Here is a 16,359-nt window from a genome sequence, read left to right as displayed (position 1 = left end):
CCGCCCCACCCCCTCCTGGAGCCCGCGATGACCTCACCGGCCGGACCGGCCGCCGCCGTCGAGACCCTGGTGGCCGACCTGCTCACCCAGCCGTGGCTGGTCGACCTGTTCACCGAGCTGACCGAGCGGCAGGCCGGATCGATCGCCGCGGCGCAGCGCCTGCGGCGGGTCGACGTCACCAACCACGCCTTCTGGCCCTTCCACGCCCCCCAGTTCCCGCTCGTCGTGACCGGCGCCCACGGCAGCCGCATCACCGACGCCGACGGCAACACGTACACCGACTGCCACCTCGGCTTCGGCGCCCAGGCCCTGCACGGCCACAGCCCCGAGCGGGTCGTCGCGTACGTCCGCGAGCAGGCCGGGACCACGACCGGCAACGGCTACTGCAACCCCGTCGAGGAGAAGCTCATCGGGCTCCTCAAGGAGTTCGTGCCGCACTGCGAGAAGTTCGCCTTCCTCAACTCCGGCACGGACGCCACCGCCGCCGCCGTCCGCCTGGCCCGGGCCCACACCGGGCGGCGCATGGTCGCCAAGTTCGAAGGCGCCCTGCACGGCGTGCACGAACTCGGCATGCACAACACCGCTTTCTGGTACCACGGCCACCCCGCCCGGCCCTTCCCCGGCCACGAGGAGAGCGGCGCCGTCACGCCCCTGCCCGCGCTCACCGGCGTCCCCACCGCGGACCCGCGCGACCTGCTCGTCCTCCCCGACGACCCGGAGCGGGCGAACGAGCTGATCGTGCGGCACAAAGACGAGCTGGCGTGCGTGCTGGGCGAGGCCGTGTCCTCGTCGTTCCCCTTCGCCGAGCACACCGTGCCGCTGATCCGCTCCGTCGCCGAGACCTCGCGCCGGCTGCGCATCCCCTTCGTCCTCGACGAGGTCCTCACCGGGTTCCGCTACGGACCCGGCGGCGCCGGTGCCCACTTCGGCATCGAGGCCGACCTCTACTGCTACGGCAAGGTCATCAGCGCCCTCGGCATCCCGCTGTCCGCCGTCGGCGGCCGCGCCGACCTGCTCGACCACACCCAGACCTCGGGCCTGCCGCTCACCGACATCGGCCGCAAGACCTGCGTGCAGACCACCCACGCCGGCAACCACCTCGCCCTCGCCGCGTCGTACGCGAGCCTGAGCCTCCTGCACGAGCAGCGCGACACGTACTACACGCGGACCCGGGCCAAGGTCGCCGGGATCCGGCGGCGGCTGGCCGCCTTCCGGGACGACACCGGCATCCCCCTGCGGCTCGTGGGATTCGGCGACTTCATCGGCTCCTTCGGCTTCCTGGAGCACGAGAGCTACGCCGACTACCGCACGTTCGCCGGGGCCGTGAACCCCATCGCCTTCTTCCTGCTGACCCTGATGCTCCGCAAGCGCGGCTTCTACACGCTCAGCCTGCCCATGCTCTTCACCGGCGGCGCCCACAGCGAAGAGGACCTCGACGGGCTCGTCACCGCCGTCACGGACGCGGCCCTGGAGCTGAGGAAGCACGACTTCCCGTTCATCCTCCCCGGGCCCGGGGAGGGCGGCCGAACGTGAACGCCCCCGGCGAAAGGGCCGACGCCGTCGTGGTCGGGGCCGGGCTCGCCGGCCTCGCCGCCGCCGTCCGGCTAGCCTCCACCACAGGCCCCGGCCGGCGCATCCTGCTCCTCGAAGCCGGCGCCGGCCCCGGCGGGCGTGCCCGCACCACCGCCTTCCGCGGCCACCGTCTCGACCTCGGTCCGCGGGCCCTGTACCCCGCCGCCGAACGGCAGCTGAGGGCGCTCGGCATCCGCATCACCGGCGGCACGCCCGGCCTCGCGCGGGCCGGGGCACTGCGCGACGGCACCCTCCACCCCGGATACGCCGCCCCCGGCGCCCTGCTCCGTACACCCCTGCTGTCCCCGCGCGAACGCCTCGCCGTCGCACGGCTGCTGGCCCTGTGCCGCTCCCGGTCCGATCCGCGACGGGCGGGCACCGACGCCGCACAGTGGCTCGCCGACCGGCTGCCCTCCGCGCGAGCCCGGCAGGCCGCCTTCGCCTTGCTGCGCATCAGCGCTTACGTCGGCAGCCCCGGGGCCGTCGCCGCCGACGCCCTCGCCGCGCACTTCGCCGGGGCCCGCCGCGGCGTGCGCTACGTGGACGGCGGCTGGGGCAGCGTCGTCGCCGCCCTCGCCGCCCGGGCCGCGGAGCTGGGCGTTCACCTGCGCACCGGGGCCCGGGCCGTGGCCGTCGAAGGCGGCACCGCGCCGTGCGTCCACCTCGCGGACGGCTCCGAGACCGGGGCCCGCGCCGTGATCGTCGCCGGGCCGCCCCCGAGGACCGCCGCCGCGCTCCTCGGCCTCCCCGCACTCGCCGCGCACGCCGGGCCCCCGCTGCGGACCGCCTGCCTCGCCGTGGCGCTGCGCCGGCCGCCCGAACCGCTGCGGCCCCTCGTCTTCGGCGTCGACGAGCCCGTCTACTTCTCGGACTTCTCCGTGACGGCCCGCCTGGCCCCGCCCGGCGGCAGCGTCCTGCACCTGGCCCGCTACGACGACGGCACCGCGCCCGGCCCCGCGCGCGTGCGCGAGCAGCTGTACGCCCTGCTCGACCGCTGCCGGCCCGGCTGGCGCGACGCCCTCGTCCACGAACGCTTCCTGCCCGGGATCACCACGATGAGCGCCGTCCCCGCCGCGCGCACCGGAGGCCTCGCCGGCCGGCCGGGCGTGCGCGCGGCGGACCGGCCCGGGGTGTTCCTGGCGGGGGACTGGGTGGGCCCGGCCGGGCTCCTCGCCGACGCCAGTGTGCTCAGCGGGGTCGCCGCGGCCGACGCGGCCGCGGCCCGCCTGTGAACCGTGCACCGTGACACGTACCCCAGAAGTCCCAGAAGTCCCAGGAGTCAGCATGCGCCCGATCCGTATCGCCGCCGTCGGAGGCTCACCGCGCCCCGCCTCCGTCTCCGCCGCCGCCCTGCGGGCCTGCTGCCGCCGGGCCCGCGACGCAGGCGCCGAGGTGACCCTGCTCTGCGGCCCCGACCTCGACCTGCCGCTCTACGACCCCGGCGCCGTCTGGCCCCCGCCCCGGGTCCGGCGGCTGCTGGACGTCCTGCGGACGGCCGACGGCGTGCTGCTGGCCAGCCCCACGTACCACGGTGGCATGTCGGGCCTGCTGAAGAACGCCCTCGACCACACCGAGGCGCTCGCCCGGGAAACGCCCTGCTACCTCGACGGGCGTGCCGCCGGCTGCCTCACCGTGGCCTGGAACGAGACGGCCGGCGCGGGCGCCCTCGCGTCGCTGCGCGCCTCTGCCCACTCCCTGCGCGCCTGGACGACCCCCATGTCCGTCGTCGTCCCGGCCGGCACCGTCTTCACCCCCGAGGACACCTGCCCGGACCCCCGCACGGCCCGCCGCCTGGACATCCTCACGGACCAGGTCCTGGACTTCGCCCGTATGCGGGCCGCGGCGCGGGAGACGACGGCAGCGCTGGCCGGGGTATGAGTCACGGGCCCGGTCCGGCGACCGGGCCCGTGACCGGAGCCGTCACCCCGCCGTGGCCGGCCGGGCCGGCGGCCCGGCGTCGCCCGCCCGTGCCGCCGCCAGGAGTTCGCGTCCCCGGGCCGTCATCAGCTCCGGAGTCCAGATCGTGCCGCCGTCGATCTCGACCTTCACCTCGGCGACGCCGGGCACTTCGCCGACCCGGCGCTCGATCGACTGCAGGATCACCGGTACGGCCATGCAGAACGGCGCCGTGAGGCTGATCCGCACCGTGGCGCGGGCGCCCGACGTCTCCACGCCGCGCACCAGGCCCAGGTCCACGAGGCTCAGCGGGCGTTGCCAGGACTGGCTGCACGGGTCGTACACCCCGGCCAGCGCCTCGGTCACCTGAGCGGCCGTCACGGCCGTTCCGGCGCTCACGCGGCGGCTCCGGGCGCGGTGGTCCACAGCTCCGGGCGGGACTCCCGCCAGTAGGCCCACATCGGGCGGTCGCCTCCGTGCCCGGCGCGGTACCGGGCGAACTCGTCGTCCCGTACCGCCTCGGCGGCCGCCGCCAGGTCGATGCCGGCGATCCGCGCGTAGTTCCCGGCGAGGAACCCGGCCCGCTGCTCCGGCGTGATCTGCTCGATGCCGTACCGCTCCAGGACCCGGTCGGGGAACGCGAGACGGGCCATCCGCTCCAGCACCGGCCGCGGGTGGAAGTGCAGCGCCCCCGACGCGTAGATGATCTTCTCGGCGCCGCCCAGCGAGATCAGCTGGGCCAGCGCCTCCTCGACGTAGCCCATGCCGTGGGCGAGGACGGCCGAGGTGATCTCCAGGTTGGCGTAGACGTTGGGGAGGCGCATCAGGGCGAGGGCGACCTCCTCGACGAACGGCGGAAGGCCCGCGTGCACGATCTCGAAGGAGAGCTCCAGGTGCCGGACGGCGACCGTCTCCAGGTCGTCGATGGCGAAGGGCGCCAGTGGCACCAGGCCGTTGGGCACGATCTTGTGCACGGCCACGATCCGGATGCCGAGCTCCTTGGCCAGCTCGAAGAAGGGGGTGAACTCCGGGTCGTCCAGCCGCCAGCTGCGGTCGGGCGAACCGGCATTGGGGTAGATCTTGATGCCGATCGTGCCGGGCACCTGCGCCACCTGGGCGCGCAGCTCGCGCATGCACGCCTCGGCCCCCAGCAGCGGATTGATCCCCGCGTACGGGATCATCCGCTGCGGCCACTTCCCGGCGAGCACGCGGTTCTTCTCGCCGTTGCAGAGGCCGTCCTCGAAGACGCTGTCGATGCGCAGCCGGTGGTTCACGGCCATATCGACACCGGACTCGGTGAACAGCGTCCACGCCAGCAGCTCCGGTGGCCAGTCGGTGCAGAACGCCTCGCGCGGAACGGCGGAGCCCGGCGTGGCGAAGCGCTCGTGCATGCCCCACAGCATCTCCCGCAGCGCGAAGGCGTGCAGGTCCGGGCCGCCGAACCCGTTGGGGTGCCGGCGCAGGTTCTCCTCGGCCAGGTTGTAGGGGTGCACCGTGGCATCGATGACGAACATGTTGTCGATCAACTGGGTCTCCCGTCGCAGAGGCGCGCGACCGCGCACGGCCGGCACGCAGCCCGGCGGCGAGTGTCCGGCGCTCCTCTTCAGCGGGGCTAAAGCACTCCGCGGCACCCTGGCCGGACCGACGGAAGGTGACGATCCCCATGTTCTCTGCCCTGGGCTCAGCGCTGCACGCCAAGCGGCGCATCAGCCTGCTGCTGGCCGTCCTCGCCGCCGTGCTGGCCGCCCTGTTCGGGGGCACGGTCCAGGCGAGGCTGACCAACGGCCTCTCCGACTACGACGACCCGGGCGGCGCCAACGTCGCCGCCCGCGAGATCATCGAGCGCGCCACCGGCGTCGACGCGCAGCAGGGGTACGCCGTGCTGGTGCGCACGGACGCGCGCCTCGACCCGGCGGCCGCGCCGCCGCCGGCCGTGCAGGCGGCCATCGGGCTGCTCAAGAACCGCCCCGAGGTCCGCCAGGTCGTCGACTACGCCTCCGCGCACAACCCCGCGCTGCTGTCGAAGGACTCCAGGGCGACGGTCGTCATCGGCGCCGTGAAGCCGATGAAGGAGTCGGCCACCGTCGACGCCGAGAAGGACCTGCAGAAGGCGATCGAGGCCGATCCGGCGCTGCGCGGCCACGCCTGGCTCGGCGGCCCGACGCCGGGGCACGTCCAGGTCGCCGACGTGTCGAACAAGGACCTCGCGATGGCCGAGGGCATGGCCCTGCCCATCATCCTGATCCTGCTCTTCCTCGTCTTCCGCGGTGTCGTCGCCGCCCTGGTCCCGGTGGTCGCCGCCCTCGTCTCGCTGCTGCTCACGCTCGCGGGGCTGCGGCTGGCCACGGAGTTCATGAACGTCTCCACCGGCGCGCTCAACCTGGCCTTCGCCCTCGGGCTCGGCCTCTCCGTGGACTTCGGCCTGCTGATCGTCTCCCGCTACCGCGAGGAGCTCGCGGCGCACGGCCCGACCGCCGAGGCCGTACGCCGCACCGTCGCGACCGCCGGGCGCACCGTGCTCTTCAGCGCCCTGACCGTGGCCGCGGCGCTCGCCGCGCTGACCGTCTTCCCGCACCCGTACCTGCGGTCGATGGGCATCTCCGGCGTCGTCACCGTCGTGGCCGCCGCCCTGTTCGCGCTCCTCGGGCTGCCCGCGCTGCTCGCCGTGCTCGGCCGGCGCATCAACTCCCTGGCCCCGCGCCGCTGGCAGCGCGACCTCTCGGCCGACGAGAGCGCCGGCAACCGCTGGCACCGCATCGCCTCGTCCGTGATGCGCCGCCCGGGCGCGGTGGCCGTCGTCGCCTCCGCCGTGCTCGTGCTGATCGCCACGCCCGTCCTGGGCATCCGCTTCACCGGCGCGGACGCGGCCACGCTGCCGGCCGAGACCAGCGCCGGGCGCGTCGCCGCCGACCTGGAGCGGGACTTCGAGAAGCCGTCGACGTCCCCGGTACAGATCGTCCTCGACACCCCCGACGGCAGCGGGCTCGCCGCGTACGCACAGCAGATCGGCAAGGTGAAGGGCGTGGAGTCGGTGAGCCCGCCGGCCCGGCTCGACACACGGCACTGGGAGGTCGACGCCGTGCTCGCGGGCGCCCCGCTGGACCTGCCCGCCCAGGACGCGGCCGGCCGGGTCCGGGACGTCACCCCGCCCCACCCCGCCCGCTACACCGGCCTGACCGCGGACTTCCTCGCCCAGAAGGAGTCCATCGGCGACCGGCTGCCGCAGGCCGCCGGGCTGCTCGCCGTGATCACCCTGCTGCTGCTCTTCGCCTTCTCCGGTTCCGTGATCCTGCCGTTCAAGGCCCTGGTGATGAACACCCTGTCCACCGGTGCCGCCCTCGGGTTCCTCGTCTGGGTCTTCCAGGACGGCAACCTGGGCTTCGCCGCCCAGGCGGGCATCGAGACGACCACCCCGGTGCTCGTCTTCGCCCTCGCCTTCGGGCTCTCGACCGACTACAACGTCTTCCTGCTCGGCCGCATCAAGGAGGCGAAGGCGGCCGGGCTCGACGACCGGGCCGCGGTCTCCGAGGGGCTGGCCAGGACGGGCCCCATCGTCACCTCGGCCGCCGCACTGTTCTGCCTCGCCGTGGGCGCCCTCGCCCTGTCCCGGCTGGTGTTCGTCAAGGAGCTCGGCCTGGGCACCGCCTTCGCCGTGCTGATCGACGCCACGCTCGTCCGGGCCCTGCTGGTGCCGTCGCTGATGGCGCTCCTCGGCAGCGTCAACTGGTGGGCCCCCGGCCCGCTGCGCCGCCTGCACAGCCGGCTGCGGCTCGACCGCATGGAGCCGCCGGCCGGCGGGGAGGCCGGCGCCACCGGCCCGTTTCCCGCGGACGACGGGGCGCGGGAGCAGCCCCGGATGACCGCGGGCACCACCACCTGACCCGGCGGCTCCGGCCGCAGACGTCGCACCGTCGCCGGCGGCCCGGTCCCCTACGCGGACCGGGCCGCTCCGGCATGCCCGCCGGGCCCGGGGGCGCCGGGCGGAGCGGCCCAACAAGATTTATCGATACGGGCGTTGCGTAATTCTGCGGGCGCCCGCTAGCCTGAATTACGCAACGCCGGTATCGAAAGGGTTCGATCATGGCCACAGCCGCCCGGCGGGGACGCCCGCGAGCCGAAGGCACCGACGACCGCATCCTCGGAGCCGCCTGCGACCTGCTGCTCGCGCGCGGCTACGACGGCTACTCCATCGACGAGGTGGCCCAGCGCGCCGGCGTCGCCAAGACCACGCTCTACCGCCGCTGGCCGACCAAGGACCACCTCATCGTCGCCGTCGTCGCCCGGATCCAGGACGAGGTGCCCGTCCGCGACACCGGCGACATCCGGCGGGACCTGACGGCCTATCTGGAGGCCGTCGCCGCCGGGCTGACGCGCATGAGCCGAGTCGGCAGACCCGCCGGCCCGGACGACCGCTCCGCCGGGCTCGTCGCCGAGATCGTCGCGGCCGCGGCCCGCAGACCCGACGTCGGCCGGGCCGTCCGGGCGGTGTTCGCCCGCCGGAACGCCCTGCCCCTGGCGCTGCTGGAGAGCGCGCAGGCGCGCGGCGACCTCGGCCCCGGGGCCCGCCCCGACGTCATCTTCGACCAGCTGGCCGGTGCGCTCTACTACCGGCTCCTCGTCACCGGCGAACCCGTCGGCGGCGACTACCCGGCCCGGCTCGTGGACCAGGTCCTGGCCGGAGCCCGTGCCCCCGGACCCGAAGGGAAACCCTCGTGAGCGCCGTGACAGAAGCCGAAGCCCCGTCAGCTCCCTTACACACCGGCCGCAGGCGCGTACGCCCGCGCAGGCGGCCGTTCCTGACCGCCGCCCTGCTCCTCCTCGCGGCCCTCGCGGGCTATGCGGCGTGGGCCAACCTGCGCCCCGTGCAGCTCACCGCGTCGACCGAGGTGCGGGCCACGCCCCAGCAGGTCTGGAAGGTGCTCTCGACCCTTGAGGACTACCCCCGGTGGAATCCGTTCATCACCCGGGCCGAGGTGACGTCCGAGGGCGGCCGCCTCCGGGAGGGCGCCACCCTGCGCAACCGGATGCACGACCGCGGCGGCGACTCGGTGTTCACACCGCGCGTGGAGTCGCTGGTGGCGGGCAAGGAGCTGAGCTGGCTGGGGAAGGCCGGGCCGGGCTGGATCGTCGACGGCCGGCACCGCTTCGTCATCGAACGCATCGCGCCCGACCGCGTCAGGTTCACCCAGAGCGAGCGTTTCACGGGCGTCCTCGTGCCGTTCCTCCAGGACCGGCTCACCAAGGACACGCTCCCTCAGTTCCACGCGATGAACAAGGCCCTGAAGGACCGCATCGAAGCGGCCCGCTGACCGCCCCGCGGGTGCACGACGGGGCCCGTGGCGCGAACGCCAGGGCCCCGGACGGCGGATGGACGCGTACGAGAAGACCGATCACCAGGCGACCGGCAGGGAGGCGATGCCGTGCACGAGCATCCCCTCCGGCCTGCGCAGCTCCTCCTCCGCGACGGCCAGCCGCAGCGACGGGAAACGCCGGATCAGCGAGCCGACCGCGATCTGCAGCTCGGCCCGCGCGAGACCGGAGCCGAGGCAGTAGTGCGGCCCGTGGCTGAACGCGAAGTGCGGATTGACCGGCCGGTCGAAATCCAGCTCGTCCGGGCGCTCGAACTGCGCGCCGTCCCGGTTGGCGGAGCTCAGCCCGGGCAGCACCGCACTGCCCGCCGGAACCGTCACGCCGTTGCTCAGCTCCACGTCCTCGGTCGTGATGCGCAGCAGCGCCTCGTCACCCGGCGGGTGCAGCCGCAACAGCTCCTCGACGGCGTTGCCGATCAGCTCCGGGGTCTCCCGCAGCCGGCGCAGCTGCTCGGGATGCGTCAGCAGCGCCACCATGCTGTTGGCGATCTGGTTGACGGTCGTCTCGTGCCCGGCCACCAGCAGGCTGATCCCCAGGAAGATCAGCTCCTCCTCCTGCAGCCGGTCCTCGTCCTCGTCGTGGATGGAGACGAGCGCGGACAGCAGGTCGTCGCCGGGGCGCCGCCTCTTGGCGGCCACCAGCACCGCCAGGTAGTCGCGCAGCGCGACCTGAGCGGCCAGCATCTCCTCCTTCGTCCGCGACGTCGTCGCGAGGAACACGCTCGACCAGGCGGCGAACTTCTCCCGGTCCTCGAACGGCACCCCCAGCAGCTCGCAGATCACACTCACCGGCAGCGGGAACGCCAGCGCCGGTACGAGGTCCACCGGCGGGTCCTGCTGCTCCATCGCGTCCAGCAGCGCGTCCGTGTGCGCCTGGATGCGGGGCCGCAGCCCGGCCACGCGGCGCGCGGTGAACTCGCGCGAGACGAGCTTGCGCACCCGGGTGTGCTCCGGCGGGTCCATGTTCAGCAGGCTCTTGAAACGCTGCGGGGCCGCGGCGAGGCGGGGCGCGCCCGGCTCCAGGGTGGCCGCCCGGCTGAAGCGCGGGTCGGACAGGGCGGTGCGCACGTCCTCGTACCGGGTCAGCAGGAAGGCGTGGTCCCCGCTGGGCATCCGGACCTCCGCGACCGGCTCCTCCTCGCGGAGTTTCGCGTACATCGGGCACTGCTGCAGGCCCGGTGCCCGCTCGAAGGGGTAGGCCGGCACGTCGCCTCGGGGGTCCGGCGCGGCCTCGGGGCTCACGGTCATGATGAAGTCCTCTGCTGTAGCGGAAGGGTGGGTGTCCGGGGCGGTTCAAGGAGCGGAGGGCGCCGGTGCCGGCACGCGCGCAATGTCCAGCGGCCGGTGCGCCTGCGCGTCCTGCAGCGGGTAGTAGACGCGGGCGAGGATCCTCTCCTTCGCCACGGCGCTGGAGCCGACCGCGCGGTAGCCGAACCGGCGCAGCGCGCACGGGATGCGGCCGGACAGCGCGAACGCCCGCTCCTGGCGGAGCTGCAGGGAGCGGGCGAGTGCCACGGGCGCCTCGCGCTCCTCCTGGAACCGCTTCGTGGCGAGGTCCAGGGCGCCGCCGGAGCCGCCGCGCGCGAGCGCGGCCGTGGTGAGCCGGGCCAGCACCACGGCGTCCGTGATCGCGTGGTTCACGCCCTGCCCGAGCACCGGCGTCAGGGTGTGCGCCGCATCGCCCATCAGCACCAGGCCGGGCCGCGACCAGCGGGGCACCACCGTCGTGAAGATGTCCAGCATCGACGTGTCCGACCACTGCGTGACCGAGGCCCGTACGCCCTCGGAGATCTCCGGGGCCAGCTCGTCCATCCGGGCGTGCAGCGCCCCGATGCCCTCCTTGCGGATCTCCCGCAGGCCCCCCTTGGGGATGTTGAACCCCACCCGGACCAGGTCGGGCACGGTCGGGATGAACAGGCCGTGGCGGTCCCCGGCGATCCGCACGCGATAGGTGTGCCCGTCCCAGACCGCCGGCCGGGGCACCCGGAACCACACGAAGTCCCGCTCCAGCGGCAGCTTCTCGTACGGCAGCCCCGACATCTCCCGGACCTTGCTGAACCGGCCGTCGGCGCCCACGGTCAGCACCGCCGGCACCTCGGTCTCGCCTTCGGGGCCCTTGCAGCGCACCCCGGTGACCCGGCCGGCCCCGTCCTGCAGCAGGCCGGTGGCGGTCGTGCGGCGCAGCAGCCGGAAGCCGGGCAGCTCCGCGCCCGCCTCGGCGAGCGCGGTCAGCAGCGGCGGCTGCGGCAGCTCCATGGGATACGGGCACGGGCGGCCGTAGCGGGAGAAGTCGGCGGAGAGCACCGGGCGCCCGTCCTCGGCGATCTCCATGCGCCGGGTCTCCAGCGTGGCGTCGCGGACCTTGTCCAGGATGCCCATGCGCTCCAGCAGCCACACCGAGTCCGGCGAGATCGACTCGCCGCGGAACGAGCGGTCGAAGCGCGCGCTCTGCTCCACGACCGTCACCGGGACGCCCCGGCGGGCCAGTTCGAGCGCGAGCGTGAGCCCCGCCGGGCCGCCGCCCACGACACAGACCTGCGCCTGGTGATCCGCTGCCATCTTCCTGCCTCTCCACGGAAGGGACGATCACGGCGAGCATCCGGGCGCGGCCTAAAGGCCTGCTTGCGGGCGGTGGAGGGCCGCGGGCAGGGCTCCTGCGGCTGCACGCCCCCGGTGCGCAGGGGGCGCTGCCACGGCGCACGCAAGCCCCGCTTAAGGACCGGACCCGAGGCTCGGTGCCACAGCTCCGCAGACCGGCGCCGACCACAGACGCAGGAGGGCTGATGACCGCAGCGGACGTACACAGCACGCCGGACACCGACGAGATGGTGCTCGTCCACCGGCTCTTCCGCCGGGAGTACCGGGCCGCGGCAGCGCTGGTCAGCGGCGTCCCGGCCGGCGACACCGGCCGCAGCCGCACCGTCGCCGCCCACCTCGCCGCCCTCGGCCGCATGCTGGAGGAACACCACCTGGCCGAGGACGAACTCGTCTGGCCCCGGCTCGCGGCCGACCCGGCCGTCGACCCCGCCATGGTGCGCCGTATGGAGAGGCAGCACGAGCGGATCGCCGCCGCGCTGCACCGGCTCGACGAGGCGGTGCCCCGCTGGGGCCGGACCGCCGACCCGGTGCAGCGGGAGGCCGTCGCGGACGCGTGCGCCGCCCTGCTGCCGCCTCTGGACGAGCACCTCGCCGACGAGGAGGAGCACGTCCTGCCCCTGGTGCCGGACCGGTTCACGGCCGCGCAGTGGGCGGTGCTCAGCGAGCGCGGCCGGGCCGCCGTACCCAAGGCGCACCGGCTCTACATGCTCGGGGCCCTGTCGGCCGCGGCCGGCCCGTCCGGGCAGGCCCGGTTCCTGGCCCGGCTGCCGGTGCCCGTACGGCTGCTGTGGCGGGTGGCGGGCGCGCGCCTGCACCGCCGCGCCACGGAGGAGCTGCACGGAACGCGGCCGCCCGGCCGCGCCAGGGCGACAGCGAAGTGAGGGAGACCGTGACCGCACCGGCAACACCCAAGGCCCCGGGGGCCGACGAGCCGCACGGGCCCGGACCGGGCCCGCAGCCCGGGCGCACCGGTGCGGCGGACCGGCTGCGCGCCCTCGCCGCGGACGGCAGGATCGCCGCCGAATACCCCGCCGTCCCCGCCCTGCTCGCCGAACTCTCCCAGGGCGACGACGCGTTCGCCGCCCTGCAGCGGGCGGGCAGGCTGCTCGCCCGCGAGGACCCCGGCGCGATCCACGCCCTGCACCCCGGCGCCGCACCCGCCACCGTCGCGATCACCGGCCACGGCACGCTCGACGCCCTCACGGCCCCGCTCACCGCGGAGTTCGCCCGCCACGGCATCCCCCTCACGACCCTGACCGGCGACCACGACGCCTGGCAGCGCGACCTCCAGGACACCGCGAGCCCCCTGTACCGGCCCGGCACGGACCTCGCCCTCTGCCTGCTGGACGACCGCATCGTCTTCGGCGAACTGCCCGTTCCCTGGGGACCCGAGGACGCGGCCCGCGCCGTCGCGGCCAAGCTCGCCCTCCTCGAACGGCTCGCCGGGCACTACGCGGAACACGGCACCGGCACGCTCGTCCTCAACACCCTGCCCCTGCTCCGCCGCCACCTGCACCAGCTCGTCGACCACCGCTCCCGCACGGAGCTGTCCTTCCTGTGGCGCGAGTTCAACGCGGGCATCCTGCGCCTCGCCGTGCGCCACCCCCGGCTGCACGTCGTCGACCTCGAACCGCTGATCGCCGACGGCGGCCCCGTACGCGACAGCCGGCTCGCCGCGTACGCCCAGGTCCACCTCGGCGAGGAGCTGCTGAGCCGCTACGCCCGCGAGATCGGCCACCTCGCCCGGACGCTGCGCGGCCGCGCGAAGAAGGTGCTCGTCGTGGACCTGGACAACACCCTGTGGGACGGCATCCTCGGCGACGACGGCCCCGACGGCATCGCCGCGGCCACGACCTACCGCGGCGAGGCCTTCGGCGCCTTCCAGCGCACCGTCCGGCAGCTCGGCTCCCAGGGCGTGCTGCTCGCCGTGTGCAGCAAGAACGACCGCGAACCCGTCCTCGCCGTGCTCCGCGACCACCCCGACATGGCCCTGCGCGAGGCCGACTTCGTACGGATCAACGCCGACTGGCAGCCGAAGGACGGCAACCTGCGGGACATCGCCGCCCGGCTCAACCTCGGCGTGGACAGTTTCGTCTTCGCCGACGACTCGCCCTTCGAGTGCGGCCTCGTCGCCTCCTCGCTGCCCGCCGTGTCCGTGGTCCGGCTCGACGAGGAACCCGCCCTGCACATAGACAAGCTGCTGGCCGACGGCTGGTTCGACGTCCGCGAGCTCACCGCGGAGGACCGGCTGCGCGCGGGACAGTACCGCTCGGAGGCCGAGCGGCAGGGCCTCCTCGACACCACCGGCTCCTTCGAGGAGTACCTGCACGCCCTCGGCGTCCGCGTCGAGCTGTCGCCCGTCCGCGACCACGAGATCGCCCGCGTCGCCCAGATCACCCTGCGCACCAACCAGTTCAACCTCACCACCCGGCGGCTCCAGCAGGCCGACGTACGACGGCTGCTCGCCTCGCCCGGCCACCTCGTGCTCGCCGTGCGCTCCCGGGACCGCTTCGGCGACAACGGCGTCGTGGGCGCGGTCTTCGCCCGCCGCGAAGGCGACGTCCTCCACGTCGACAACACCCTGCTCAGCTGCCGGGTCTTCGCCCGCGGCATCGAGCAGTCCGTCTTCGCCGCGCTGCTGGCCCACGCCCGGGACACCGGCGCCCGCACCGCCCGCGCGAGCTACCGGCCCACCGCCAAGAACCACCGGGTACGGGACTTCTACCCCTCGCTGGGATTCGCGACGGTGACGGCCGGGGGCGCGGCCCCGGACGACGCAGCCCCGGACGGCGCAGAGGTCTTCTTCGAGCATGCCCTGGAGGAGCTTCCCGAGCGCCCCGGGCACGTCCACGTGGACGCCCGCTTCAGCTGACCCTGCCGCCCGCAGACCGCCTGCCGTCCGCCCTTTCCCCCGGGGGCTGGACGGCAGGCCCTTTTCCGCCTCCTTTCCCCGCGCCCTTTTCCGTGCCCTCTTCCCCGCCCGCAACGGCTTTCGCACTGCACAAGCCAGCCCTTAGCCGCAGTCCGCAGGATCGGGAACGTCCCCACCGCTCGCCGGCTCCGTGCCACAGCGGATCTCTCCAGAGGCAAGGGAAAGACGTTGACAGACTTCCGAACCTTCACGGAACTGGTCCTGGCGCAGATGCCCGCGTCACGGTCCGAGGACGCCTTCATCTTCCTGACCGACGACGCCGGCGGCACGGGCCCCGAGCACCTCACGTACGCCGCCCTCGACGCCGAGGCGCGCCGTATCGCCTCCTGGCTGCAGGACGCCGGCGCGACCGGCCGGCAGGTGCTGCTGCTCCACCCCTCCGGCACCGGGTTCATCAAGGCGTTCACCGCCTGCCTGTACGCGGGGGCCGTCGCCGTGCCCGCGCCCCTGCCCACCGAGCAGGGCCAGCACTTCGCGCGCGTCTCGGGCATCCTGCGCGACGCCGAGGCCGTCGCCGTGCTCACCGACACGGCCAACGCCCCCGAGATCACCGCCTGGCTGGCCGCCGAAGGCATGTCCGGCGTCCGCTGCCTGGCCACGGACGCGCCCGGCCACGGGGACGCCGGAGCCTGGCGGATGCCGTCCCTCGGCCCGGAGGACCTGGCCTTCCTGCAGTACACCTCGGGCTCGACCAGCGACCCCAAGGGCGTGATGGTCTCGCACCGCAACCTGCTCGCCAACGAGGCCGCGATCCGGCGCAGCGTCGGCTCGTCGCCCTCGTCCGTCTACGGCGGCTGGCTGCCCTTCTACCACGACATGGGCCTCATCGGGCACATCCTGCAGCCCCTCTACCTCGGCTCCTCCGCCGTGCTGATGTCCCCCGTCTCCTTCCTCAAGCGCCCGCACCGCTGGCTGAAGATGATCGGCGACTACGGCGTGACGCACGGCGGCGGCCCCAACTTCGCGTACGACCTGTGCCTGCGCCGCATCACCGACGAGCAGCTCGCCGGCCTGGACCTGTCGAGCTGGGAAGCCGCCTGCAACGGCGCCGAGCCCGTCCGGGCCGAGACCATACGGGCCTTCACCGAGCGGTTCGCCCCCGCAGGCTTCCGCCCCGAGGCGTTCTTCCCCTGCTACGGCATGGCGGAGACCACCCTGCTCGTCTCCGGCACCCCCCGCGGCACCCGGCCCGTCGTGACCGGCGTCGACTCGGCCGGCCTGGAGCGCGGCGAGGTGCTCGCCCCCCGCGCGGGCGAGCCCACCCGCACCCTCGTCAGCAGCGGCGTCTTCGAGGACTTCGACGTCCGCATAGTCGACCCGGAGACCTTCGAGGAGCGCCCCGAGCGCACCGTCGGCGAGATCTGGATCAAGGGCGAGAGCGTCGCCTCGGGCTACTGGCGGCGCCCGGACACCAACAAGGAGATCTTCGACGCGGTCCTCGCCGGCGGCAACGGCGGCAACGGCGGCACCGGCGAAGGCGGCTGGCTGCGCACCGGCGACCTGGGCGCCCTGGACGGCGGACACCTCTACGTCACCGGCCGGCTCAAAGAGGTCGTCATCTTCGCCGGCCGCAACCTCTACCCCCAGGACCTGGAGCGCGCCGTCCAGGCGTCCGACAAGGCCCTCGGCGTCGGCTCCGGCGCGGCGTTCGCCGTCGACAGCGACCGCGAGCACCTCGTCGTCGTCCAGGAGGTGCGCGCCAGCGCCCTCAGCACAGACCTGCGCACCGTTGCCACCGCCGTCCAGGCGCTGCTCGGCAAGGAGTTCAACATCCCCGCCGGAAACGTGCTGCTGGTCCGGCCCGGCACCGTCCGCAAGACCACCAGCGGCAAGATCCGCCGGACGCTGATGCGCAAGCTCTTCCTGGACGGCGCCCTCACCCCCCTGTACGAGGTGCTGGAGCCGGCCGTCCGGGAGCTCGTCGCCGACGCCACCGAAGCCACCGACGCCACCGGCACGGCCGGTGCCCGGCCGCTGGAACCGGTGGTCTGA

At 74.2% G+C, this 16,359-nt stretch carries 13 protein-coding genes; 9 read left to right on the top strand and 4 right to left on the bottom strand.

Annotated elements, in window-relative coordinates:
- Positions 1-27 precede the first annotated feature (27 nt).
- The 3 genes from IE241_RS29675 to IE241_RS29665 are packed head-to-tail and all read left to right on the top strand — an operon-like array spanning position 28 to position 3,450.
- Positions 28-1,533, top strand: coding sequence for an aminotransferase class III-fold pyridoxal phosphate-dependent enzyme (locus IE241_RS29675; RefSeq protein WP_190024944.1), 1,506 nt, complete (start codon positions 28-30; stop codon positions 1,531-1,533).
- The gene (locus IE241_RS29670; RefSeq protein ID WP_190024943.1) at positions 1,530-2,804 is read left to right on the top strand and encodes a phytoene desaturase family protein; all 1,275 of its coding nucleotides are present in this window, start codon (positions 1,530-1,532) and stop codon (positions 2,802-2,804) included. Before IE241_RS29675 ends, IE241_RS29670 begins: the two co-directional genes overlap by 4 nt.
- A 52-nt stretch (positions 2,805-2,856) precedes the next feature.
- Positions 2,857-3,450 (top strand): NADPH-dependent FMN reductase, encoded by a 594-nt coding sequence (locus tag IE241_RS29665; RefSeq protein WP_190024942.1) that lies wholly within the window; start codon positions 2,857-2,859, stop codon positions 3,448-3,450.
- Positions 3,451-3,492: 42 nt separating this feature from the next.
- Here IE241_RS29665 and IE241_RS29660 read toward each other — a convergent pair whose 3' ends face one another.
- The gene (locus IE241_RS29660) at positions 3,493-3,867 is read right to left on the bottom strand and encodes a metal-sulfur cluster assembly factor (RefSeq protein WP_190024941.1); all 375 of its coding nucleotides are present in this window, start codon (positions 3,865-3,867) and stop codon (positions 3,493-3,495) included.
- Positions 3,864-4,994: an amidohydrolase family protein gene (locus IE241_RS29655; protein WP_190024940.1), complete on the bottom strand. Its 1,131-nt coding sequence runs from the start codon at positions 4,992-4,994 to the stop codon at positions 3,864-3,866. The genes IE241_RS29660 and IE241_RS29655 overlap by 4 nt, the downstream gene beginning before the upstream one ends.
- A 137-nt stretch (positions 4,995-5,131) precedes the next feature.
- On the opposite strand from IE241_RS29655, the gene IE241_RS29650 reads away from it, so the two are divergent.
- From IE241_RS29650 to IE241_RS29640, 3 genes are all read left to right on the top strand, one after another.
- On the top strand, positions 5,132-7,348 hold the full coding sequence (locus IE241_RS29650; RefSeq protein WP_190024939.1) for an MMPL family transporter: 2,217 nt from the start codon (positions 5,132-5,134) through the stop codon (positions 7,346-7,348).
- 200 nt (positions 7,349-7,548) lie between these two features.
- On the top strand, positions 7,549-8,184 hold the full coding sequence (locus IE241_RS29645) for a TetR/AcrR family transcriptional regulator (RefSeq protein ID WP_190024938.1): 636 nt from the start codon (positions 7,549-7,551) through the stop codon (positions 8,182-8,184).
- A complete protein-coding gene (locus tag IE241_RS29640; protein ID WP_190024937.1) occupies positions 8,181-8,777 on the top strand; it encodes an SRPBCC domain-containing protein in 597 nt (198 codons plus the stop codon). Before IE241_RS29645 ends, IE241_RS29640 begins: the two co-directional genes overlap by 4 nt.
- Before the next feature lie 81 nt (positions 8,778-8,858).
- Here IE241_RS29640 and IE241_RS29635 read toward each other — a convergent pair whose 3' ends face one another.
- Positions 8,859-10,085, bottom strand: coding sequence for a cytochrome P450 (locus IE241_RS29635; RefSeq protein ID WP_190024936.1), 1,227 nt, complete (start codon positions 10,083-10,085; stop codon positions 8,859-8,861).
- 45 nt (positions 10,086-10,130) lie between these two features.
- On the bottom strand, positions 10,131-11,396 hold the full coding sequence (locus IE241_RS29630; RefSeq protein WP_190024935.1) for an FAD-dependent oxidoreductase: 1,266 nt from the start codon (positions 11,394-11,396) through the stop codon (positions 10,131-10,133).
- 224 nt (positions 11,397-11,620) lie between these two features.
- Here IE241_RS29630 and IE241_RS29625 point away from each other — a divergent pair, with 224 nt between their 5' ends.
- From IE241_RS29625 to IE241_RS29615, 3 genes are all read left to right on the top strand, one after another.
- On the top strand, positions 11,621-12,316 hold the full coding sequence (locus IE241_RS29625; RefSeq protein WP_190024934.1) for a hemerythrin domain-containing protein: 696 nt from the start codon (positions 11,621-11,623) through the stop codon (positions 12,314-12,316).
- A gap of 104 nt (positions 12,317-12,420) precedes the next feature.
- The gene (locus IE241_RS29620) at positions 12,421-14,307 is read left to right on the top strand and encodes an HAD-IIIC family phosphatase (protein ID WP_229900045.1); all 1,887 of its coding nucleotides are present in this window, start codon (positions 12,421-12,423) and stop codon (positions 14,305-14,307) included.
- Positions 14,308-14,535: 228 nt separating this feature from the next.
- Complete coding sequence (locus tag IE241_RS29615; RefSeq protein WP_190024932.1) at positions 14,536-16,359, top strand: fatty acyl-AMP ligase; 1,824 nt, start codon at positions 14,536-14,538, stop codon at positions 16,357-16,359.

This window comes from Streptomyces hiroshimensis (genome assembly GCF_014650335.1).
Taxonomy (GTDB): domain Bacteria; phylum Actinomycetota; class Actinomycetes; order Streptomycetales; family Streptomycetaceae; genus Streptomyces; species Streptomyces hiroshimensis.
The sequence above is the reverse complement of the archived record's forward strand: the minus strand, read 5'-3'. Positions and strand labels throughout refer to the sequence as shown.

Excerpts from the sequence above, each read along its gene's own strand:
- IE241_RS29675 (WP_190024944.1), top strand. The coding sequence starts at position 28 with ATGACCTCACCGGCCGGACCGGCCGCCGCCGTCGAGACCCTGGTGGCC.
- IE241_RS29665 (WP_190024942.1), top strand. The coding sequence starts at position 2,857 with ATGCGCCCGATCCGTATCGCCGCCGTCGGAGGCTCACCGCGCCCCGCC.
- IE241_RS29650 (WP_190024939.1), top strand. The coding sequence starts at position 5,132 with ATGTTCTCTGCCCTGGGCTCAGCGCTGCACGCCAAGCGGCGCATCAGC.
- IE241_RS29645 (WP_190024938.1), top strand. The coding sequence starts at position 7,549 with ATGGCCACAGCCGCCCGGCGGGGACGCCCGCGAGCCGAAGGCACCGAC.
- IE241_RS29635 (WP_190024936.1), bottom strand. The coding sequence starts at position 10,085 with ATGACCGTGAGCCCCGAGGCCGCGCCGGACCCCCGAGGCGACGTGCCG.
- IE241_RS29630 (WP_190024935.1), bottom strand. The coding sequence starts at position 11,396 with ATGGCAGCGGATCACCAGGCGCAGGTCTGTGTCGTGGGCGGCGGCCCG.
- IE241_RS29625 (WP_190024934.1), top strand. The coding sequence starts at position 11,621 with ATGACCGCAGCGGACGTACACAGCACGCCGGACACCGACGAGATGGTG.